The sequence below is a fragment of the Mesorhizobium sp. M0909 genome, assembly GCF_040319515.1.
In the GTDB taxonomy this organism is placed as follows: domain Bacteria; phylum Pseudomonadota; class Alphaproteobacteria; order Rhizobiales; family Rhizobiaceae; genus Mesorhizobium.
In genome coordinates, this window is record NZ_JAMYOA010000017.1 from 14836 (window position 1) to 36816 (window position 21981).

Below are 21981 nucleotides of genomic sequence, written 5' to 3' on the forward strand. Positions count from 1 at the left end.
CGCAAAGGACGCTGTAGCGCTTTGACCTTGGACTGGTGGGCCAGTGGAAAAATCCGACACTGGTATTGGTGTGGCACGGCGGAAGATGACCCTTTGGCGGAAGTTCGTTGGCCAGTGGCCGAAGTCACGCTCATGACCCGAGCCGACTTCATGGTTTGGCCGTTGGCGACCGCTTTGCGCCTCATCTCGGTCATCGAAGTCATCCCGGCCGCCACCAAAAGCGGTCACAGCTGGTGTCAACGCCACGGGGAGTTTGCGCCCTGAGCATATCTCCATAATGATTCCAGCATCAGCTTTTTCCTGCCGTGCCCACCAATCAAGCGTTTTGTGAACAGCATCGCAATTTGCTAATATTGCCGTCACTGCGCTCGGCGAGGAAATCGCAGCATGTCGGAGAAGAGTTCGGTCGCGGCGCCCGCGGCGTCGGTGTCGACAGGTTTTCTGGGCGGCAACGGCAACAATGCGTCCGAAGCCCGGCATGAGCGCCGGATCCTGACCGCGCTCTGCTACGACCTGGTCGGATCGACCGACCTTCTTGCCATCCTCGACATCGAAGAGTTCGAGGAACTGATATCAGCCTTCCAGCGGGCGGCGAGACAGGCGGTCGCGTCGTGCTCGGGTGCCGTCCAAGTCGAGGTCGGCGATGGCGGCCTTGCTTTGTTTCCTGCCGAAATAGACGCCAAGGACGCGGCATCGCTGGCGATCCGGGCCGGGCTCGAAATCATCGACGCCTGCAGGCGCGTCGGTTCGGACCAAGGCCGCGCCGATTTGCATGTCCGGGTCGGAATCGCGACATCGATGACCCTGATCCACAAGGGTGACGCCGAGACCGGTCGTGACAATGTCACCGGCCCTGCCTTCGCGATGGCCACGCGGCTCCAGGCCATCGCGCAGCCGGATACGGTGGTGGTCTCGGACGCGACGCGCAACCTGGCGCGACGGTCGCATGTGTTCAGCTTTAGGGGCACCCATACGATCAAGGGGTTTGCCGAGCCGGAGCTGGTCTGGCGCGCGCTGAGTCACAAGCGCGAGGTCGACCGCTTCTTCGCATTCGGGCGGCTGAGCAGTCCGCTCGTCGATCGCGAGGCCGAGCTCGCCACGATCGCCGAAGCATGGGACAGTGCCGTTGCAGGAAACGGCGGCGTGGTGGTGATCGAGGGCGAGGCCGGGATCGGCAAGTCGCGCATTCTTCACGAAGTGCGCCGGCGCACGCGTCACCAGCGCGCGAAACTGCTGCTCTTCCAGTGCACGCCCGGCGGGTTGCGCTCGGCGCTGCATCCGCTGCTCCAGAGCGTACGCGGCGATCTCGCCGGCAACGAAGGACAGCTAAGCGCTGCCGCCGTGGCGGAAGTATTCCGCGATCATGACGTCCGCGATCCCGAAATCATCGACATCTTCTCGTTCCTGCTCGGCGCTGCGGGAGCCGATCCGATGCTCAAGGAAATCGACGCCGAGGCGATGCGCGCGAAAGCCAATTGGGCGGTTCGCCACTCGCTCGAAGCCCTGTGCGCCAGCGGACCGATCGTCCTGGTGGTCGAGGACATCCATTGGATCGACCTGACGTCGAGACAATTGTTGGCTGAGCTTGCACAGTCGGCCCGTCACTTCCGGGCGCTTGTCATCGCGACCACGCGCCCTGAATCCGGGAGCTGGCTGGCGGCATCGAATCCAAGGCATATCTCGCTAAAGCCGCTCAACCGCGAGCAAACCCGGCTGGCGATCGCGGCCATGTGGCCGCAAGGCAAGCCGTCAACTTCCCCGGAATTGCTCGACGTGGTGGAACGCGTGACCGGAGGCGTCCCGCTGTTCATCGAAGAAATCTGCCAGTGGATGACCGAGAACGCGGCCTCGGCAACGGATCGGCTGGCGCGGACCGCGACGCGCAGTCATGCCTCGGTGTTCGAAAGCGTGATCGAGGCCAGGCTCGAAACGCTGGGGCCGGCACGCGAAGTTGCGCGCGCCGCGGCCGTTGCGGGCAATCGTTTCAATCAGGAATTGCTGCGCGCTCTGTTGCCGGAGCTCGACGACGAAATCATCGCAAACGCGCTGGACTCGCTGAGCGAGGCCGGGTTCCTGATCCGCGTGCGGCCTTCCGGCGTTCCAGTCTATGGCGTGCGCCATGCGCTTATTCAGGAGACGATCTACAACGCAACGCTGCGCAAGAGACGGCAAGCCTTGCATCGCCGCCTGTTTGCCGCGGTGAGCCGCAACCGAAACCTGGCCGGGTGGCTGGGCACCGCCGAAGTTGCCGAGCACGCCGAGCGCGCAGGCCTTCTGGAGGACGCGATCGCTCAGTTCGTGATCGCAGGCACGGAAAGCTCGTCCCGCTCGGCAATGGCGGAAGCGAGGCAGATACTCGAGCATGCATTGGCGCTCTGCGAGCGCGTTGCGGCAGCCGACACGCGAGACGCGCTGCGGCTATCGGCAATGATCGTGCTCGGTCCCATCCTGACCGCTGTCGAAGGTCCGAACTCGGCGCCCGCCCGCAAATTGTACGAGGACGGCGTGGTGATCGCCCGGCGCCGGCCGGTGGCCGAGCGGGCCAAGTGGTTCCCGATCTACTGGGGCTGGTGGTTCACGGATACCGTCATGGACGGCGAGCGCGCGGAAGTCGTGCTCAGCGATCTCAGGGATGTCGAGGATGCCGAAGTGCAACTCCAGGCCAGGCATTGCGTGTGGGCAATCGACTTCAATCTTGGCCGCCACGACCGCTGCATCGCGGCCGTCGACGCCGGACTGTCGCTCTATGAGCACGGCCAGGGCAAAGCCAATGCTGCGTTGTTCGGCGGGCATGACGCGAGGGTCTGCGGGCTCGCCCACCGCGCCTTGTCACTGTGGTTCGTCGGAAAGCCGGCAAGCGCGATCCATTCGATGTCGGAAGCTAGGAGCTGGGCGCAGCAAACCGGACATGCCGGCAGCATCGCGCATGCCTACCTCAACGAGGCGATGTTGCATTGCTATCGCCGCGATTTTTCGATGCTGCGAAGCGTGATAGCGGATCTGCGCCACTTGACGGAGCGCCATTATATGCCCGCCCTCGCCGCCGCAGCGCAAATCTTCGAAGGCTGGTGCGACGGCAACGCCGGCCAGGTCGAGAGCGGCAGGGAAAAAATGCGGCAAGGCCTTGGCCTCCATGGCGAGTTCCAGACGCCTGAGGACGAACCGGTCTATAGCGGCATGCTGGCAGAGCTTTTGACACGAACTGCCGAGGTCGATGAGGCGCTCGCGCTGCTGGGCTCGGCCGTGGCCCAGGCCGAGGCCGGCGGCAGCCGCTTCTGGCTGGCAGAGCTCTATCGGCGAAGGGCGGAGCTACTTCTTCTTCAGGGCGATGCGGAGGCGGACGTAATCGCTGCGCTCGAAAAGAGCATCGCCATAGCCGCGGAGCAAAGCGCTGTGCCTTTCCTCGTCAGTACATACGAGACCCTTCAATCATCAGGCCTGTCACCTGAACTGTCGTCGCGCTATCGCGATCGGGTCGAACGTGCGAAATCCGCTCTCGAGCCGGGCGCCGCGCTGATCGTCAATCCCGAATCGGCCGTTCGGCACTAGCCCTGCAAGAGCATCCGCGATGCTGGAGCGATATGAACGCCTGGGTCCGCCGCCCGACGAGGCGCTGGCGAGGCTGATGAAGATGCGCGAAGGCCTGGGCATCACGCGGATCGCCGACATTACAGGGCTCGACCAGATCGGCATCCCGGTCGTGCAGGTGACAAGACCTTTCTCGCTCTCCAACGCGGTCGCGCAAGGCAAGGGCGCCACCCTGGCGCAAGCCGCGATATCGGCCATGCTGGAATCGGCAGAGAGCTTCTTTGCAGAGCAGGTGGCGAATTTCGACACGGTCGTCGGCTGCGCCGATCAATTGGGCATCCCGCCCGATCGTTTCGAAAGGCATCTCCAGGGGGGCACCGCGCCCGGATGGCGCGGCAGGGAGACGGCGTGGGTAGCCGCCGACAATCTTCTTACCTGCAGCCGCGACCTGGTCCCGTTCGAGCTCGTGCACACCGCCTATGTGTTGCCGCCACTGCCCCATGATGGCATTTTCGCGGCATCAACGAGCGGTTTGGCCGCAGGCTTCGAGGAGCCGGATGCCATCGTTCATGGCATTCTTGAATGTATCGAACGCGACGCGATCGCCACGGCATACCGGACCCACGGGTTTTTCCACCGTCAACGCATCGATCCCGAGACGATCGATGATCCGTCGCTCCGCGATCTCCTGGAAACTTTGGCGGCCAAGAACGTGCTGGTCGGCCTTTGGCAAGCCTTGTCGCCGTTGGGCATACCGGTGGTGTGGTGCCATCTGCTGGAAGACGAACCGACGGAAACGGTCCTTTTGGATCATCCGGCTGATGGTTCGGCTGCCGGTTTCAGTCCCGCCAGCGCGGCGGCGCACGCCATCTACGAAGCGGCCCAGGCCCGTCTGGCGGCGATCTCGGGCGCGCGCGATGACCTGACGCGTGCGTTCTATCCGAAATACCCCGATCGGCAGATGATCGCAGCGCATCGCCGGCTCCTCCGCGATGGCCCGCGCAGCGTGGATTTCCGCGCGCTCGCCGAGCAGAAGTTCAACACGGCGTCGGACGGGCTGTCGGTCCTTTTGGCAATTCTCGAAGAGAGAGGGTTCGATGCGGTTCACCTAATCCGGGTGGGAACGCAACCACTCGACGCCCTGTCGGTTGTCAGGATCGTCATCCCTGCCTTGCAGCCGCTCTTGCAGGGGTAAAGACTATGCGCCCGAAACTCGTCTTCACCGGCCCTACCGTGTCCCATGCCGACGCGTTGAAGGTCGTCGATGCGGTATGCCTTCCCCCGGCCGTGCAAGGCTCGATCGTTTCGGCCGTGCAGCATTTCGACCCGAGTGCGATCCTTGTCATAGACGGCGGTTTTCAGGCCGAGCCGGCGGTTCGGCACAAGGAAATCCTGTGGGCCCTCAGCCGCGGCATTCATGTCGTCGGCGCGGCCAGCATGGGTGCCCTTCGAGCAGCCGAGCTGTTCCCTCATATGCAAGGCGTCGGGCTGATCTACCGATGGTATCGCCGCTTCGCCTTTGCACCCGACGACGCAGTAGCGGTATTGCATGGACCGGCCGAGGTGAATTTCGCTCAATTGACGCATGCGCTGATTGACCTGCGCCGGACCCTTCGCGCTGCTTGCCGGCGCGGCGTGATTTCACCCGAACAGCAGGCGAGGCTCGAGGGTGCGGCACAGGCCGTCAACTTTCGCGAGCGCACCCTGGGACGGATGGTCCGGGATGCGCACCACGGCAACTACGACGTCGAGAAATTGTGCAGGGAGCTCGGCGCGGCTTTCGTCCAGCAAAAAAAGCAAGATGCCCTGCGGGCACTCGAACTTTTGCGGGAGCAAGCATTTGAAAAAGCACACCCCATGCCGGAATTACAGCTAACCTCGGCCTTCTCCAAGGATATCGATGATGCGGGGCTGGCGCTATAGGCCCTGACCTCTTGGCGGCCGACGGTTTACGTAACGTAAGCGCCGTGATAGCGTGGTGGCGTCAGAGGGGGCCAAGCAATTGGACGCGGTCGATCGTGTCGTTGCGCAAGATCCGTTGCTGGGAACGCGGTTCCTGGTCTACCCGCAGGTGCCTCACCTTTCGGGTTACGGAACACCCGAAACAATTTGGATTTCTACTCCACCCGATCTGATCCGCTCCGGCCCGGAAGATCACCGCATCTACGTTCGCGATCCGCTCCTCGACAAGGAGCCTTACGACTACCCTTATCTGCCACCGTTTGTCGGCGAAATCTTTCCGCCTGCAGAGGCTGGCTTTAACGGCCATTTCGATCAGCTTTCCCTGACCTCGCGGCAGTTCCTTTCTGCGCACGCTTTCGCCTCGGTCGGCCGCGTGCTGGACATCTGGGAAAGCTACCTCGGCAAACCGATTGTCTGGTATTTCGCCGAGACGTACGAGCGGCTCGAAATCATCCCCTTCGTCGACTGGGAGAATGCGCAATCGGGCTATGGCTATCTGGAACTCGGCCGAGAGCGCGGCATCGACGGACGCAACTATCCCTATGCGCTCAACTTCGATGTGATCGCACATGAGGTCGGCCACGCAATCTTGTTTTCGCTGTTCGGGACACCAGCCGGCGGCCTGACTCAAGGCGATTTCGGACCGTTCCACGAAGCCAGCTCGGATCTGGTCTCGCTCTTGTCCTTCCTGACTTTCGACAGCGGCATGGACCGGCTGCTGCGGCACTGCGATGGCAACCTGCTTGTTCTCAATGAATTGAACCGGATTGCCGAACTGACTGGCGATAGGCAGATCCGCCTCGCCAGCAACGCACGCCGCATGTCGGAGGTGACGGCGGAAATCCATGACAGGTCACGGCCGTTCACGGGAGCTGTGTTCGACACGATCGTCGACGTCTACCACGCGACACTGGTGCACGAGGGGTTGGCCGACGAGCGGCTGCTGGGGATCGATATCAAGGATGTCGACCAGTCCGACATGCAGCGCATCTCAGATTTCACGTCCCGCGCCTTTCGCGCTCGGCCCTTCATGTTCAAGAGCATGCTGATCAGAGCAAGGGACGAAGTGGCCCTCGCACTTGCTCAGGCATGGCCGCGCCTCGATGCAGATGACCTGACCTTCGAGAATGCCGCTGCCACGCTGGTCGATGTCAGCGACCGGGTGGCGCCCGCGCTTGCGGAAAAGTTTGAAGAAAACTTCAGATGGCGAGAGATTCTATGAACCGATCGATTGCAACAAAAAGGAGCGAGGAAAATGAGCGACGACTATCACCGACCGACACTGACGTTTCCATCAGGCGCTTACAACGCAACACAGGTCAGGCTTTACGGTATCGCCCCGGGCGGCGGTGATCTTGTTTACCCCAATCATCCAAAAAACCTTGAGAGCGCAGACTTTGCAATATCAGTTCGATCACAATCGGATGATGTAAGTCAAAATGACCAATTTCTGCAGCAATTGAGTGATTCAAAAGTTACAAATGAACAATTTCTTAACTTGATTGCAAATCGAAGAATCAGCGGATTCCCCGATGAGTTTGGCTACGCGACTCAGATTTCCTTAGCCGTGCGAAATATCGGATTCATCGTGATTTCTACAGTGGTGTCATTCGATGAAGCATATAAGAGCGGAAAGGTACTGTCATCTGGAGTTATTGTCGGGTATTCATATGAGGGACATTGCTTTGATCTTCCAAAACCGAAGATCATGCTTCTTCCAGTTCTCCCTCAAATGATACCTCTCGACGATTGCGGATATGATAAGAAATTTAATAAACATGATAAGCATGGCCCAGAGAAATATATGCTCTGGATTGTCGATAAGCTTGACGAATGCGTGGAATTCGAAATGAACCAGGGCTTTGTCGAACAGATCGTCCTCGAGGCGAACCTTCCAGGCAAGCGTTCACCGACGATGTACGCATCCAAGATGACGATGGGACACCGTGGCGGAAAGCTGAACGACTAGTCTCTCATGTTTCCTGTCAAGGTTGAAGGAAGGAAGGCTCGCCTGCTTGGCAGGTTTGCCATGCAGTCGGATCGGCTGAAGCTGCACAGGGCTGGGTGGAGCTCAGAGACGACGGTTGATCAGACTCTCATCCGCGGGTTGGGTACCGGCCTTCCGTGTCTGCGTCTCGGGGCTGTCCTCGGTCTAGAGGGCGGACGTCGGGCGCATCGGCTCGGCCACATAACTGGCGACGGGAGTTCCCCACCGTGGCCCTACCTCCAAGATCGTCGAAGAATCGACGGCGGTGATTTTTGATGTTTTCACGGTTGTACCCAGGCCAAGTTCCCGGGGGAAAGTAGCGGTATCCGAGCGCAACGCAATGCTTGTCGTTGTCACCGCTGGCCGAGATCATTAAATCCTGTCGACACGAACGCGAAAGGATTCATCACATCGATATCCGAGAGGCCTCGGCATCCTTGCCGTGGTGCGGCAAACGGCATTTTAGCTGTCGCGCCAGTACAACGAGTGTGTCCGCTTTTCGAATGCTACCGCCGAAACCGGACAGGCAGGAAGCGGCCCAAACGCGACGTCTGAGCAGTAGTTCGGCGACAACGCTCCTGGCCCAATCAAGACGTTCGGTGTATAGCAGAAGCGTCCGCAAGCCCGCTTTTCCCACACGGTATTAGCGCCAGCCTTTTCGACTGTCAGCCCTTTCGCCGACGCATCAGCGCCTCGAGCTCGGCGTCGCCGCCTTCCGGCAGCATCAGTCGCACATGCGCGTAGAGATCGCCGTGACCGCCGGCCTTTTCCGGCAGGCCCCTGCCCTTCAGCCGCAGAACCTTGTCCGAGCTCGACCAAGGGGGAACATTGACCGCAATCCTGCCGGTCGGGGTTTCGACCGCCACTTTGGCGCCATGCACCGCATCGGCCAGTTCCACCGGCAGGTCGACATGCAGGTCGCGGCCCTCGACGCGGTAGCGCGGGTGCCGGCGGAAGCGTATCTTGACCAGTGCATCGCCCGGCTGCCCCGGTCCTTGCTCACCCTGGCCTTTCAACCGGATGGTCTGACCGTCCTCGACATAGGCCGGCAACTTGACCGCCACCTTGCGGCCGTCGGGGAACATCGCCGTCACCTTCTGGGCGGTTGCGGCCTCCTCGATGGTGACGTCCAGCGTGACGTTGAGGTCGGCTGCGGTCGGCATCCGGCGGCCGGCGCCCATGCCGGCTCCGCGCTGCTGGCTGAAAGCATCGCCGAAGATCTGGCTGAAGATGTCGCTGTTGCCGTCGAACGGATCACCGCCGGGACGGCCGGTGCGGAATTCGAAATGCGCGCTGCCCGGCCCTTGCTGCCGGCGGAAACCGGAGAAAGGATCGGCGCCGCCGGCCGCACTTTCGAAACCCTGGAACCGCGGTTTGCCTTCGGCGTCGATCTCACCGCGATCGAAAGCCGCCCGGTTCTTCTCGTCGCCGACGATCTCGTAAGCCTGGTTGGCGGCGGCAAAACGCTCCTTTGCCTTGGGATCCGGATTCTGGTCCGGATGATACTTCTTGGCGAGCTTCCGGTACGCCGATTTTATGTCCTTGGCCGATGCGTTCTTGGCAACGCCCAGCACCTCATAGGGGTCGCGCATGCTTACTGCCCTGGAGAAGGAGTGGTTCCATGATCGCCTCCTATATGCGCTTGCATAGGAAGAAATTCCAGTGGCTTACCACTATGTCTCCGGCGGAAAATCAGAGCGCCTTGAAATCCTGCATTCGCCAGGCGCTGCCGCCGGCCAGGCATACTTCGCCTTTGAACAGCGCGACGCCGTCGAAGCTCTCGCGTGAAGCGGTGAAGCGACGGCATGTCTCGCCGTTAGCCCTGAATTCCGCGAGCTCGGTGATGGAGCCGCGCGAGCCGGTGTCGGCATTCGCCCAGGGAACGGCCTGCCCGGCCAGTTGCTCAACGTCGGCGGAGGACACGGCGTTGCGGATCGTGGCCTGGTCGGAGGCGCGGTCCTGATCGAGCGGCGTGACCGAGGCCGGCGTGCTCGAGGTCAGTATCGAGCGGTCGACCTCCGTCTGCTCCAGGCTGAAGCCGCCCCCGCCACAGGCGGCAAGCGGCAGGATGATTGTCACGATCATGGCTTTGGCACTGGCCGAAGCGATAACGCTCCATTGCCCACTGTCAAAAGCTTGCGCGATACGCGACAATCGGCAATCTCCCCAGCCGGCGATAAATTTGGGAAAACTATGAGCGAAACCGGGTTAACAAGCGGTGACTTTACCGAGGCAGCGGAGCCGTTCCGGCTTTTTGCGGCGTGGCTCGACGACGCGACGAAGAGCGAGATCAACGACCCCAACAGCGTGGCGCTGGCGACGGTCGATGCCGAGGGCATGCCGAATGTGCGCATGGTGCTGCTCAAGGGGTTCGATGAAGGTGGCTTCGTCTTCTACACGAATTTCGAGAGCGCCAAGGGCCGTGAGATCCTGGGCAGCATGAAAGCGGCGATGTGCTTCCACTGGAAATCGCTGCGCCGGCAGGTGCGGGCGCGCGGCCCGGTGGAGATCGTCACCGACGCCGAAGCCGATGCCTATTATGCGACCCGTCCGCGCGGCAGCCGCATTGGCGCCTGGGCGTCCAAGCAGTCGCGGCCGCTGGAAAGCCGCTTCGCGCTGGAAAAGGCGGTCGCCGAATATACGGCGCGCCACGCGATCGGCGACATCCCGCGGCCAAAACACTGGTCGGGCTTCCGCATCGTGCCGCAGACCATCGAGTTCTGGCACGACCGTCCGTTCCGGCTGCACGACCGTGTCGTCTTTTCGCGCAACGCCGAGGGCGGCTGGGACAAGGTGAGACTTTATCCGTAGAGGACGATGCGGCAATCCTTGACGAACCACTTTGGTTCACTAATAATCATAGTGAACCAGAGGAATGTGGCCATGACGGCTTTTACCGTGCGCGTTCGTGACGAAACTGCAGACCGGCTAGACCGGCTTGCCGAGAAGCTCGACCGCTCGCGCTCCTACGTGGCTGCGAAGGCCATTGAGGATTTTGTAGCCCGTGAGGAATGGCAACTCGCCGAGATAGAGGCAGGATTGGCTGAAGCCTCGCAAGGCGATTTTGCGGGTGCCAGCGACGTAGAGGCTGTCGTTAGAAAATACGTTAAATCCACCCGCCAGGCATGAGCCATAAGCGAATCCGCTGGACCAAGCGGGCGTTGCGGCGGCTTGATGAAATCGGCACGCATGTTGAGAAAGACAATCCCGAGGCGGCCGCGAGGATCATTGCGCGTATCGTAACGGCGGCGGAACATCTCACCGAACAGCCGGCGATGGGGCGCATCGGGCGCATCAAGGGGACACGGGAACTCGTCTTGGTCGATGTGCCGTATATCGTCCCTTGTCGCATCGACGGCGAAACTGTCGAAATCCTCACCGTCATGCACGCCGCGCAGCGCTGGCCGCAGACCATGTAAGTCGCATCGAGACACAGGAGATCAGGCTCCTGCGCGACCCATGCCGGGCTATAGAGACCTGGCGTTTCCAATCCCACGATCACGATCTCGTGTGCGTGAAACGTTCCAGCGTGCCGCAACGAACCAGGAAAGGGCTCAACGCGCCGCTGGCGCAAATTCAGGAGGAAGCAATGCATTCACTCAGGTTGGTCACGATAGCCGGTCTTGCCGGCTTTTTCGCTTCGCAAGCCTTTGCGGAGGAGGCGATGGGGACAATGACGATGATGAAGGGTGGGGAGGTCATGGCGATCATGCCCGATGGGCATATGGGCACCATGATGCCAGACGCGAAGATGAGCGCCGAAATGATGAAAATGGCGAAACCGATCAAGCATTGCATGATGTTGATGACCGACGCCAAAGGCAAGACATTCATGATCGACACGTCTTCGGCAAAGGCCCAGGCCGAATGTAAAAAAATGGCGATGTGACAAAGAGAGCGTGGCGAAACCGCCCGCCGGTCGCTGCCGGCGGGTCCACGATGCGAGACAAGGCCAGATGGTCTAGGCCTTTTTCCTGGCCATGAAGGCCGTCAAGGCAGCGCGGGCCTCCTCGGATTTGAGCCGCTCGCGGAAATGCTGGCTTTCCTTGCCGATGCGCTCGACAAGGTCGTCGCGCGAGCCGCGCATCAGGTCGCGCGCGATCCTTAGCGCTTGCGGCGGTTTGGCAGCGACCTGGCCCGCCGCCGCCAATACCGATGCTTCGAGTGCCTCTTCCTCGACCACCTCGTAGATCAGCCCGGCGGCCTTGGCGCGCTCGGCCGAAAAGCCCTCGCCGAGGCCAAGCAGCGCGAAGGCGCCTTGCCGGCCAAGTATCTGCGGTGCGAGCAGGCTCGATCCTGCCTCCGGCACAAGGCCGAGATCGACGAAGGGCGTCCGGAACATTGTGCGCGGCGTGGCGAAGGTCAGGTCGCAATGCAGGTTGAGCGTGGTGCCGATACCGACCGCAATGCCGTCGACGCCGGAAACCATCGGCTTCTCCGCTTTGGCCAGCGCCATCAGGAAATGCCAGACTTCGGTGCCGCTTTCGCCGCCCGAGGCGACGACCATGAAATCGGCAAGGTCGTTACCGGACGAGAAGGCACCGGGCACGCCGAGAAAGACATGGACGCGGATTGCCGGATCGGCGTCGCCGCCGGCAAGAGCCGCCGACATCGTCGCGTACATGGCGCGGGTCAGGGCGTTCTTCTTGTCCGGACGGTTCATGCGGATGATCTGGATGGCACCCTGGCGTTCGACGAGGATGTGGTCTGTCACGGATTGGTCCTTTGTGAATTTCGGGCCTTTGTGAATTTCGGCGCGTGCGAACGTCAGGCTGAAATCAGCGCTTTGCCGGCAACGGCAAGACTGTCGGCGCCGCCGATGACGCGCTCCTTGAGCGCGCCCACTTCGCCAAGCAGGTTTTCGGCGAAGAACCGACACAGCGCGATTCGGCTTTGGTCGGCAAGCGCGCCGCGCGCCAGATAGGCGCCGCCGGCGGCAAGCGAGATCAGCCTGAGATAAGGTGTGGCGCCGGCCAACGCCTCGTCCGGACGGCCTTCGGCCTGCAGGTCTTGCAGGGAACGGCTCGCCTGTGACAGGTCATCAAGCGCCTGGTCGAGGCGATCGGCGGTGCGGCCAAAGCCTTCAAGGTTCGACGCTTGCACCGCATCGGCGACGGCCTTGAGCTCGGCGATGTAGCCATGCACATGCCGACCGCCGCCGAGCGGCAGCTTGCGCGTCACCAGATCGATCGCCTGGATGCCATTGGTGCCTTCGTAAATGGGTGCAATGCGCGCGTCGCGATAAAGCGCTGCAGCCCCTGTCTCCTCGATGAACCCCACGCCGCCATGCACCTGCAGCCCAAGCGAGGCGACCTCGACGCCAACATCGGTGGAAAACGCCTTGGCCAGCGGCGTCAAGAGATTGGCGCGCTCCTGCCAGTGCTTTGCATCCTCGCTCCGCGACGCGAGATCGATGGCGTGGGCGCAGGAATAGCAGATGGCGCGGGCAATCTGGGTCAGCGCCTTCATGGTCAGAAGACTGCGCTGGATGTCAGGGTGATGCACGATCGGCACCATGCCGGCACCGCGATAGCTCGCCGCCTTGCCTTGCCGGCGGTCGTTTGCATAGGCGAGCGCCTTCTGCGTCGCTGCCTCGGCGACCGCGACACCCTGCATGCCGACGGCAAGGCGCGCATTGTTCATCATGGTGAACATGCAGGCGAGGCCCTTGTTCTCCTCGCCGACCAGCCAGCCGATCGCGCCGGGCCTGCTGCCTTCGAAGCCCTCGCCATAGATCATCGTGCAGGTCGGCGAAGCGTGGATGCCCAGTTTGTGCTCCAGCCCGGAGCAGAAGACGTCGTTTCGTGCGCCCAGCGCGCCATCGTCGCCGACGAGGAATTTCGGTACCAGGAACAAAGACAGGCCGCGCGTGCCGGGCGGTGCGTCCGGCAGCCGCGCCAGCACCAGATGGATGATGTTGTCGGTGAAATCGTGCTCGCCATAGGTGATGAATATCTTTTGCCCGAAGATCCGGTAGGTGCCGTCGCCGGCCGGTTCGGCGCGGGTTCGCAAGGCATTCAGGTCCGAGCCTGCCTGCGGCTCGGTCAGGTTCATGGTGCCCATCCATTCGCCGGAGACCAGCTTTTCCAGATATCTGGCCTTGAGTGCCTGCGAACCATGCTTGTCGAGTGCTTCGACCGCGCCCATGGTCAGCGTCGGGGCGATGCCGAACGCCATCGAGGCGGAGTTCCACATTTCAAGCGCGGCGACGCCGAGCATGGCCGGCAGCGCCTGGCCGCCATACGCTTCCGGCGCCGACAGCGCATTCCAGCCACCGCCGATCCAGCGGCGATAAAGTTCCTTCCAGCCGGGCGGGGTAGTGACGGCAGCGCCGTCGAGTACCGCGCCGTGCCGGTCGCCGATCGTGTAGAGCGGTGCGACCTCCTCGCTGGCGAAGCGGCCGGCCTCGGCCAGAATGGCGTCGACGAGGTCCTCGCCGAGTTCGCCAAAGGTGCCGGCATCGAGCGTCGGCTTCAAGCCGGCGACATGCTTCAGGGTGAAGGCGATTTCCTCGACCGGTGCCCGATACATGGCGCTCGCTCCTCCTCCGTCCGGCCGCCCTCAGTCCGGAAGGGTCTATTTAAGACCCGTGCCGAGGCAAAATCATCTGCTTTCGGCTTCCCAGGCGATCTTCTTTTTACGTAAACGTCAAACTTTGTCACGCGGATTTTGCCAATTCCTGCGACGCAGGCTAAATTCGGCAAAAGCCGGGATAAGTTCGACCGGCGGAATCAGGAACACCGGATCGGACCGCCCGTGCTCGCCAGACCTGACGCCTATCGCTGCATCGAATGCGGCCTGCCCTACCGGGCGGCCGGTTTTTGCTACCACGAAGGTAAGATGGAGAACGGAGCAGCCTATTGGTCTGATCGCGGCATATTGTGCTCGCCGCAATGCTCGCTCGCCCATCACCGTAAGCGCGAGACGGCGGGAACGCTGTCGCAAGTGCCGGCGCCCGACCCGTTTCAAACCCGCTCTCGACATTGACGACCATCAAAACCATCGACGGAGAAGCTGTCCGAGCCGTGGCATCCCCGGGCCGCGATCGAGAGCATTTCCTTAACCATGGCGGTTCAGGATTTGACTTTGGCCAGCAAGGATCTGCTGCTTGAAAACGTCGGCGCGCCCCCTTGTCCGCTCAGCGCTCCTCCTTGTCGCGGCCGCGATGACCCTGGCGCTGACGCCGGCAAAGGCCTCGGATTTCGCCGAACCTTGGAAGGATGCGGACCGGGCGCTGGTCGTCGACGCCTACGAATACAATTCCATCGACTGGACCCGGCTAGCCGCCGACAAGCGTCTTGTCGGCTTCATCAACAAGGCATCGGACGGAATGCCGCCACCCTATTTCTGTTTCGGCGACGAGACCGAGCTGCGGCTGTGCAAGACGCTCTGGAAACGCCATGCGATGGCACAGGAACTGTTCCAGACGCGCAAGGTGGTGGCCAAGGCACTGGGCCTGAAATGGGGTGCCTATCATCTCGCCCGCCCCGGCAACCCCGTGGGACAGGCCAATAATTTCATCAATTTCGTGAAACCCGGGCCGGATGACCTGCTTGCCCTCGATATCGAGGACGATGATCCCACCCAATGGATGTCGCTCGAGGATGCCGAGGAATTCGTGCGCCATGTGCATCGTCGGGTTGGCCGCTTTCCGGTGCTCTACACCAACGGCACGACAGCCCGGCATATCGCCGACAACAAGTATAAATACCCGCTCCTGTCCCGGCTGCCGCTGTGGTATGCGCGCTACAAGCCAGACATCGGCCTGCATTTTCCGATGGGCAACTGGCAGGGCTATGCGCTCTGGCAGTTTTCGGCGCGAGCAAATTGCGGCCGATTCCGCTGTCCCTACCGGGTCGCGGGCACACCCAACGATATCGACGTCAGCGTCGCGCCGATGAACGCGACGGAATTGCGCGCGCAGTGGCCATTCGGCGGCCTGATCGACGTGCAGCCGGATTATCTCGCCTTGATACCGGTGCCGCTCTCACGCGAGGCGGGGCTCGCCGGCGCTGCCATGACCTACGCCACCGTGGCAGCACCCCCGAGCCTCGAGCAACTGGTCGCGGTATTTAGAACGCGCTTGGCCAAATTCAGCAGCGGTTTTCAAATGCCTACGGCCAAGACGGCGCCGAGCCTTCCCCGCGGGATTGCCGAATATGTTGCCTGGATGCGAAACGAAAAGCGTGCGGCATCGGACCCTGGAATTGTCTCCGCCGCCGGTGCGGTCAGCACCGTCTCGACCGAATTCTACAGCGGCCTGCACTGAAGCCGGAGGCCGCCTGAAGCGTCAGTTCGACTGCTCGCGCGCCAGTGCCAGCCAGCCAATGTCGCGGCGGCAAAAGCCTTGCGGCCAGTCGATCCTGTCGAGCGCGGCGTAAGCCCTCTTCTGCGCCTCGCCGACGGTGCGGCCGGTCGCCGTGATGTTGAGCACGCGACCGCCATTGGCGACGAGTGCGCCGCCGTTTATCGCGGTGCCGGCATGAAATATCTCGACGCCCTCGCCCGCCGCCGCCTCGACGCCGCGGATGACCGAGCCCTTTTCCGGCGCTCCGGGATAACCCCTGGCCGCCATCACCACGGTGAGCGCCGCGTCGTCGCGCCAGCGCACCGAGGTGTGCGCCAGTTGGCCGTCAGCGGCGGCGTTGAGCAGGACGAGCAGATCGTCCTTCAGCCGCATCATCAGCACCTGGCATTCCGGGTCGCCGAAACGGGTGTTGTATTCGATCAGCTTCGGCCCCTTGTCAGTAATCATCAGCCCGGCGAACAGCACGCCGGAAAACGGAGCGCCTGTTTCAGCCATGCCGCGCATGGTCGGCTCGACGATCTCGCGCATGGTTCGGTCGATCATCTCCGGCGTCATCACCGGCGCGGGCGAATAGGCGCCCATGCCGCCGGTGTTCGGGCCGGTGTCGCCGTCACTGAGGCGCTTATGGTCCTGCGCCGTGCCGAAGGGCAGCGCGGTGGTGCCGTCGCACAGGCAGAAGAAACTTGCTTCTTCACCGACGAGAAACTCCTCTACCACCACTTCCGTGCCGGCTTGGCCGAAGGAGCCATCAAAACAGGCGTCGAGCGCGGTCCGCGCCTCGTCAAGCGTCATGGCGACGGTGACGCCCTTGCCGGCAGCTAGGCCGTCGGCCTTGATGACGATCGGCGCACCCGTCTTCTCGACATACGCCCTGGCCGAAGCCAGATCGCCGAAGCGGCCATAGGCGGCGGTCGGGACGCCGTATTTGGCGCAGAGGTCTTTCGTGAAACCCTTTGATCCTTCCAGCCGTGCCGCCGCCTTTGACGGGCCGAAGACGCGGATGCCCTCGGCGCACAGGTCGTCGGCAATGCCGGCGACCAGCGGCCCTTCCGGCCCGACCACGACGAGGTCTATTTCATTCTCGCGGCAAAACCGGGCCACCGCCTTGTGATCCGCAATATCGAGCCTCACCAGTTCGGCTTCGCGGCCGATCCCCGGATTGCCAGGCACCGCATAGAGTTTGGTCAGCAGCGGTGACGCCGCCATCTTCCAGGCCAGCGCATGTTCTCGTCCGCCGGAGCCGATCAGTAAAACACGCATGCCCAGATTCCTCGTCATTCCAAGACCAGGACTGCGCTATTGCGCCGCGCCCGACGGGTCAAGACATTTGGCTGCCGAAGCGCCGATTGCGCGTGGCGAGCGTGCGGGGCTGCTTGACGCTTGACGGCATTCGCCTCTGCTGCCACTTCAGCAAAATGGAAACCGTCCAGTCGAAAGCGGCCCAAGGCCGCGTCGCCGATGCGCCGAGCGGCCACTGGGTTTATCGCGCGCTGCCGCGGGGGTTGTGGCCCTATGCGCAGCTTGCCCGGTGGGACCGGCCGATCGGCTGGCAATTGCTGCTGTGGCCATGCTGGTGGTCGGCTGCACTTGCCGCGAGCGCCTATCCGCGTCCGACGGATCCGCTGCTCTCGCTGCTGCCGTCGCCGTGGTACCTGCTGCTGTTTTTTCTCGGTGCGTTCGCCATGCGTGGCGCCGGCTGCACCTACAACGACCTGGTCGACGAGGACATCGACAACCAGGTGGAACGCACGCGCTCGCGGCCGCTGCCGGCCGGCAAGGTCACGCGCCGACAGGCCTGGATGTTTGTTGTCCTGCAGGCACTGGTCGGCCTCGCCGTGCTTTTGCAGTTCAACAGCTTTGCCATCTCGCTCGGCATCGGCTCGCTGGTCATCGTCGCCATCTATCCGTTCATGAAGCGATATACCAATTGGCCGCAACTGGTTCTCGGCCTTGCCTTTTCCTGGGGAGCGCTGATGGGATGGGCGGTCGAGTTCGGCGATCTCGATGGGCCGGCAATCATGCTCTACATCGGCTCGATTCTGTGGGTGATCGGCTACGACACGATCTATGCGCATCAGGACAAGGAAGACGACGCCATCGTCGGCGTGCGCTCGACGGCGCGCCTGTTCGGCGATAACACCAAAGCCTGGCTGGCCGGGCTTTATGGCGGAGCGCTGGTCTGCTTCGCCATTGCCTTTGCCTCGGCGCAGGCACCGGTGCCGGCGCTCGCCGGGCTGATCGCCGCCGGCGCGCATATGGCGCGGCAGATCGCCGTGCTCGACATCGACGATCCGGACCAGTGCCTGAGGCTGTTCAGATCGAACAACCAGGTCGGCTGGCTGATCTTCCTCGGCCTGATCGGCGGCGCGGCCTGGGTGGCGCTGAAGCCGTTGGTTTAGCTACTCCCGCGAAATAAGCTCCTCGCCGCCGATGACCAGCCTGAGGCCGAGATCGCCGGCGCGGCGGCGGGCGAGGAAGCGCGGGCGGCGCATGGTCGAGACGCGACCCTTGCGGCGGTCCTGCGCCGGCAGCGCTTTGATGGCGGCGCCAAGCGATTCTTCCAGCGTGCGGGCAATGCCGTCGGCCTCGATCAGCAGCATCGGCAGGCGGTAGGCGTCGGCCCAGGCGCGCCAGTCGGCGGCGACATCGTCGAGATCGTCGGCGACCAGCAGCGGCACCGACAGCATCGGGTCGTTGTGCAGAAGCTCGAGCGTCACTGTGACATTGCCATCCGGATCCTCCATGGCGCGGGCGGCGACGCCGCGAAACGCGTTGGCGGGCAGAGCGATGATCGCCGGCACGCCGCTCATCTCCAGCGTGCGGCGGATAACCGCGCCGCGCTGGTCGATGGTGAAGGTAACGTCGCCATAGTCGTCACGCGTCGCGTAGCTCACCACCTGCGGCAGGCGGAATGGATCAAGGCGCATATTGCGCCCGGCCCAGACTGGCTTCAGTCCAGTGTTCATGTCGTGCCTTTCCTGTTTCTCCTGAGAGCCGGTGTTTCCGGTTCTCCGGGCCGGTTTTCCCAGCCTCGTTGTGGAGAAACATTAGCGCGAGCTTCTTATCCTCGCGCTTAAGAAAGTCGGTTAAATTTTGCTGATCCGGGGCGGATGGTTATCGGATTGCGAACCGGCGCAGGCCGGCGAAAGGATCAGATAACCTTACCGGGATTCATGATGCCGGCCGGGTCGAACGCGGCTTTCACCCTGCGCATCAGCTCGATCGTCATCGGCGGTGCCGTCGCGATCAATTCGTCCCGCTTCAACTGGCCGATGCCGTGCTCGGCTGAGATGGAGCCATGAAACGAGCGCACGACGTCGTGCACGGCCTTGTTCATGACGTGGTAAAGGCCGAGAAACGCCTCGTCATCGCCGTCGACCGGCCGGGAGATGTTGTAGTGCAGATTGCCGTCGCCCATGTGGCCGAAGCAGACTACCCGTGCGCCGGGACTGACCGACTGCACGGCGCCGGCGGCCTTTTCGATGAAGGGCGGAATTGACGCCACCGGCACCGAGATGTCGTGCTTGATCGAGGCACCTTCCGGTTTCTGCGCCTCGGGCAGCACCTCGCGGAAATTCCAGAACGCGTCGCCCTGGGCCATGCTTGCCGCGATCACCGCATCGCCGACGATCCCTTGCTCGAGGCCTGCCTCCAGCACCTCCTCGATCAGGGCCCTGGCATCGTCGGCCGAACGGCCCGACGAGATCTGCATCAGCACATACCACGGCCAATCGCCGGCCAGCGGCCGCACCACGCCTTGCGCGTGGGCAAGCGTGAAGTCGTAGGGCCTCTGGCCGATCAGCTCGAAGGCGGTGAGCGCTGCCCCGGCACGATCCATCGCCAGGCTGAACAGCGACAGTGCCGCCTCCGGCGATAACAGGCCGGCAAACGCCACCTCGCGCCCCTTGGGCTTGGGGAAAAGCTTGAGCACGGCGGCGGTGATGATGCCGAGCGTGCCTTCCGCGCCGACGAACAGGTTCTTCAAATCGTAACCGGTATTGTCCTTTTTCAGCTTGCGCAGGTCGTCGAACACTTCGCCGGTCGGCAGCACCACTTCGACGCCGAGGCACAGCTCGCGCGCATTGCCGTAGGCAAGCACGCCGGTGCCGCCGGCGTTGGAGGAGAGATTGCCGCCGATCTGGCAGGAACCTTGCGCGGCAAGCGACAGCGGAAACAGCCGGTCGGCGGCATCGGCCGCTTCCTGCAGCGTCTGCAGGATGACGCCGGTTTCGACCGTCACCGTGTTGGACAGCGTATCGATTTCGCGGATGCGGTTCAGCCGCGACAGCGACAGCACGATCTCGCGGCCGGATGCGTCGGGCACCTGGGCACCGACCAGCCCGGTGTTGCCGCTTTGCGGCACGATGGGCGTGCCGGTTTCGGTCGCCAGCCGCATGATGCGGCTGACCTCCTCGACGGTCCCCGGCCTCAGCACCAGCGCCGTCCTGCCGTGCCAAAGTCCGCGCCGCTCGGCGAGGTACGGTGCGATGTCCTGCTGATCACGCAGCGCATATTTGTCGCCGACGATTGCCGCAAAGCGCGCGACGACGGCGGGGTCGAGGTCGGGGGAAATGTCGTTCATGGGTGGAAACTATGGTGCCCAATCCATCTTGTCACGAGGGGCGATCTTGTCACGCGGGGCGGCGGCGCGCGAAAGCCTGTCGTTGATCGCCTCGCCCAAGCCGTCGAACGGGATCGGCTCGACGGCGATGGTTCTGGCGCCGCTGCGATCGAGATTCTGCAGATGGGCGAAGAGATTGCTCGCTGCCTCGCGCAGGTCGCCGGTCTCCGACAAATTGCGCAGTGCGGCTGCATCGCGCCAGCCTTCGGCACGGCTGCGGCCGAAGGCCAGCAAGGCTTCGCCCGGTGTGACCTCCGCAGCATTGAGCCGCACCGCCGCACCTGGTGCATAGTGCGAGGCGAGCATGCCGGGCGCCTCGATGCCCGAAGCGCCGCGCAGCAACTTCATCCCAGCGACCGCTTCGATCTCTCCGGCGGCAATACCGCCCGGCCGCAACAGCCGCAGCTTTCCAGTTTCGACCTTGAGGATGGTCGATTCCAGCCCGACCGGCGTCGCGCCGCCATCGACCACCAGCTTGATCCTGGGGCCGAGGTCGGCGGCCACGGCTTCCGCCGTCGTGGCGCTGATCCTGCCTGAGGAATTGGCGCTGGGCGCCGCCAGCGCGCGACCGAACCTGGCGATCAGCTCGCCGCCAAAGCCTTTCGGCATGCGCAGCGCGATGGTGTCCAGCCCTGCGGTGACCAGCGGATGAATGCCGTTGCCGGGCCGTTGCGGCAGCACGAGTGTCAGCGGCCCCGGCCAGAATGCCTGCGCCAATCTTTCCGACAGCGGATCGAACAGCGCGATGCGCTCGGCCATCGCCGGATCGGCAATATGGGCGATCAGCGGGTTGAAGCGAGGTCGGCCCTTGGCTTCGAAGATACGAGCCACGGCAACGCCGTTGGTCGCGTCGCCGGCCAGCCCATAGACGGTCTCGGTCGGGATGGCGACGACATCGCCGCTCTCGAGCAGCGCCAACGCCCTTTCCATCGCCTCGTCGACGGCACGAATTTCAGCCACTGTCGTCACCTCACGGATGCGGGTGCCTAATACGGCGACGCCGGGCGGGCAAGCCCAGGCGTTGGCGAATCGCAAATCGCTAAAATGCTATGCTTCCTCGCAAGCCGGCATCAATTGCCCTCGGCTAGGGTGCCGTCTTCTTGGACAAGGGGACCTATCATGTTTTCGATGCGTATCGTTGGTGCGCTTGGCCTGGGGGTTATGGCCGGCACGGCGCAGGCTTCATCGCTGGTTTTTGTCGGGCAGACGACTGCAACGCCGTCGGTGGTAAGTGTCGGCGCGCTCGAACGGGCGAAAACACCGTCGATCGTCGCGCTCGGCGCGCCGTTGCCTGACATTAATGAAAACGTCACCGATGAAAAGGTCGCGGCAATCCCGAGCCAGCCGAGTCATGGCTTCAACGGAAGCCCGATGATCATTCGCGGCGGTATCGTCGGCGATGCCTTTGCAACGCCCGCGCCCAAAGCCGCGCCGGCCACCGCTGCCGCGCCCGCCGCGAACAGCAAGGCCGATCCAAAGGTCGCCAGCAAAACCCCTGAGCCGGCCGCGCCGCAGCCTGCGCCGCTAGCAGCTCCCGACCAGCCCAAATAGGGCCTGAAGCACAAGCGATGATTT

The 21981-nt window shown here is 63.0% G+C and carries 21 protein-coding genes; 13 read left to right on the forward strand and 8 right to left on the reverse strand.

The window, feature by feature from the left end; translation table 11 throughout:
- Positions 1 to 387 precede the first annotated feature (387 nt).
- The 5 genes from NKH83_RS23580 to NKH83_RS23600 all read left to right on the forward strand — a co-directional run bounded on the left by NKH83_RS23580 (position 388) and on the right by NKH83_RS23600 (position 7459).
- Entirely contained in the window at positions 388 to 3549 is a 3162-nt protein-coding gene (locus NKH83_RS23580) for an AAA family ATPase (RefSeq protein WP_352807802.1), read from the forward strand.
- Between the two features lie 19 nt (positions 3550 to 3568).
- A complete protein-coding gene (locus NKH83_RS23585; RefSeq protein WP_352807803.1) occupies positions 3569 to 4723 on the forward strand; it encodes a YcaO-like family protein in 1155 nt (384 codons plus the stop codon).
- A 5-nt stretch (positions 4724 to 4728) separates the two neighbouring features.
- Complete coding sequence (locus NKH83_RS23590) at positions 4729 to 5451, forward strand: TfuA-like protein (protein ID WP_352807804.1); 723 nt, start codon at positions 4729 to 4731, stop codon at positions 5449 to 5451.
- A gap of 79 nt (positions 5452 to 5530) precedes the next feature.
- Positions 5531 to 6712: a gluzincin family metallopeptidase gene (locus tag NKH83_RS23595; protein WP_352807805.1), complete on the forward strand. Its 1182-nt coding sequence runs from the start codon at positions 5531 to 5533 to the stop codon at positions 6710 to 6712.
- 33 nt (positions 6713 to 6745) lie between these two features.
- Positions 6746 to 7459 (forward strand): hypothetical protein, encoded by a 714-nt coding sequence (locus tag NKH83_RS23600; protein WP_352807806.1) that lies wholly within the window; start codon positions 6746 to 6748, stop codon positions 7457 to 7459.
- A gap of 683 nt (positions 7460 to 8142) precedes the next feature.
- On the opposite strand, the gene NKH83_RS23605 is transcribed toward NKH83_RS23600, so the two are convergent.
- Positions 8143 to 9069, reverse strand: coding sequence for a DnaJ C-terminal domain-containing protein (locus tag NKH83_RS23605; protein ID WP_352807807.1), 927 nt, complete (start codon positions 9067 to 9069; stop codon positions 8143 to 8145).
- Positions 9070 to 9169: 100 nt separating this feature from the next.
- Positions 9170 to 9631 (reverse strand): RT0821/Lpp0805 family surface protein, encoded by a 462-nt coding sequence (locus NKH83_RS23610; RefSeq protein ID WP_352645878.1) that lies wholly within the window; start codon positions 9629 to 9631, stop codon positions 9170 to 9172.
- 39 nt (positions 9632 to 9670) lie between these two features.
- Between NKH83_RS23610 and pdxH the strand changes: the two genes are divergently transcribed.
- The 4 genes from pdxH to NKH83_RS23630 all read left to right on the forward strand — a co-directional run bounded on the left by pdxH (position 9671) and on the right by NKH83_RS23630 (position 11366).
- Positions 9671 to 10288, forward strand: coding sequence for a pyridoxamine 5'-phosphate oxidase (gene pdxH, locus NKH83_RS23615; protein WP_292663882.1), 618 nt, complete (start codon positions 9671 to 9673; stop codon positions 10286 to 10288).
- Positions 10289 to 10360: 72 nt separating this feature from the next.
- Positions 10361 to 10606, forward strand: a complete 246-nt coding sequence (locus tag NKH83_RS23620; RefSeq protein WP_352645874.1) for a CopG family ribbon-helix-helix protein — start codon at positions 10361 to 10363, stop codon at positions 10604 to 10606.
- Positions 10603 to 10896, forward strand: a complete 294-nt coding sequence (locus tag NKH83_RS23625) for a type II toxin-antitoxin system RelE/ParE family toxin (protein ID WP_254818423.1) — start codon at positions 10603 to 10605, stop codon at positions 10894 to 10896. The genes NKH83_RS23620 and NKH83_RS23625 overlap by 4 nt, the downstream gene beginning before the upstream one ends.
- Positions 10897 to 11150: 254 nt before the next feature.
- Complete coding sequence (locus NKH83_RS23630) at positions 11151 to 11366, forward strand: hypothetical protein (protein ID WP_352476647.1); 216 nt, start codon at positions 11151 to 11153, stop codon at positions 11364 to 11366.
- Positions 11367 to 11438: 72 nt separating this feature from the next.
- Here NKH83_RS23630 and NKH83_RS23635 read toward each other — a convergent pair whose 3' ends face one another.
- Together NKH83_RS23635 and NKH83_RS23640 are read right to left on the reverse strand one after the other, a co-directional pair.
- Positions 11439 to 12191 (reverse strand): crotonase/enoyl-CoA hydratase family protein, encoded by a 753-nt coding sequence (locus NKH83_RS23635; RefSeq protein ID WP_352807808.1) that lies wholly within the window; start codon positions 12189 to 12191, stop codon positions 11439 to 11441.
- Positions 12192 to 12244: 53 nt separating this feature from the next.
- The gene (locus NKH83_RS23640; RefSeq protein ID WP_352807809.1) at positions 12245 to 14008 is read right to left on the reverse strand and encodes an acyl-CoA dehydrogenase family protein; all 1764 of its coding nucleotides are present in this window, start codon (positions 14006 to 14008) and stop codon (positions 12245 to 12247) included.
- A 225-nt stretch (positions 14009 to 14233) separates the two neighbouring features.
- Here NKH83_RS23640 and NKH83_RS23645 point away from each other — a divergent pair, with 225 nt between their 5' ends.
- Complete coding sequence (locus NKH83_RS23645; RefSeq protein ID WP_254818419.1) at positions 14234 to 14464, forward strand: hypothetical protein; 231 nt, start codon at positions 14234 to 14236, stop codon at positions 14462 to 14464.
- Between the two features lie 121 nt (positions 14465 to 14585).
- Positions 14586 to 15746 carry a glycoside hydrolase family 25 protein gene (locus tag NKH83_RS23650; RefSeq protein WP_502895611.1) on the forward strand — a complete coding sequence of 387 codons (1161 nt, stop codon included), beginning with the start codon at positions 14586 to 14588 and terminating at the stop codon, positions 15744 to 15746.
- A gap of 21 nt (positions 15747 to 15767) precedes the next feature.
- Here the strand turns inward: NKH83_RS23650 and purD are convergent, their stop codons facing one another.
- Positions 15768 to 17045 (reverse strand): phosphoribosylamine--glycine ligase, encoded by a 1278-nt coding sequence (gene purD, locus NKH83_RS23655; RefSeq protein WP_352807810.1) that lies wholly within the window; start codon positions 17043 to 17045, stop codon positions 15768 to 15770.
- A gap of 155 nt (positions 17046 to 17200) precedes the next feature.
- On the opposite strand from purD, the gene ubiA reads away from it, so the two are divergent.
- Positions 17201 to 18184, forward strand: coding sequence for a 4-hydroxybenzoate octaprenyltransferase (gene ubiA, locus NKH83_RS23660; RefSeq protein ID WP_352807811.1), 984 nt, complete (start codon positions 17201 to 17203; stop codon positions 18182 to 18184).
- Here the strand turns inward: ubiA and NKH83_RS23665 are convergent, their stop codons facing one another.
- From NKH83_RS23665 to NKH83_RS23675, 3 genes are all read right to left on the reverse strand, one after another.
- Positions 18185 to 18751, reverse strand: a complete 567-nt coding sequence (locus NKH83_RS23665; protein ID WP_023674094.1) for a DUF6101 family protein — start codon at positions 18749 to 18751, stop codon at positions 18185 to 18187.
- 185 nt (positions 18752 to 18936) lie between these two features.
- Positions 18937 to 20367 (reverse strand): FAD-binding oxidoreductase, encoded by a 1431-nt coding sequence (locus tag NKH83_RS23670; protein WP_352807812.1) that lies wholly within the window; start codon positions 20365 to 20367, stop codon positions 18937 to 18939.
- A 9-nt stretch (positions 20368 to 20376) separates the two neighbouring features.
- Positions 20377 to 21366, reverse strand: coding sequence for an L-threonylcarbamoyladenylate synthase (locus NKH83_RS23675; protein WP_352807813.1), 990 nt, complete (start codon positions 21364 to 21366; stop codon positions 20377 to 20379).
- A 201-nt stretch (positions 21367 to 21567) separates the two neighbouring features.
- On the opposite strand from NKH83_RS23675, the gene NKH83_RS23680 reads away from it, so the two are divergent.
- Positions 21568 to 21957, forward strand: a complete 390-nt coding sequence (locus tag NKH83_RS23680; protein ID WP_254818414.1) for a hypothetical protein — start codon at positions 21568 to 21570, stop codon at positions 21955 to 21957.
- Positions 21958 to 21981 lie beyond the last annotated feature (24 nt).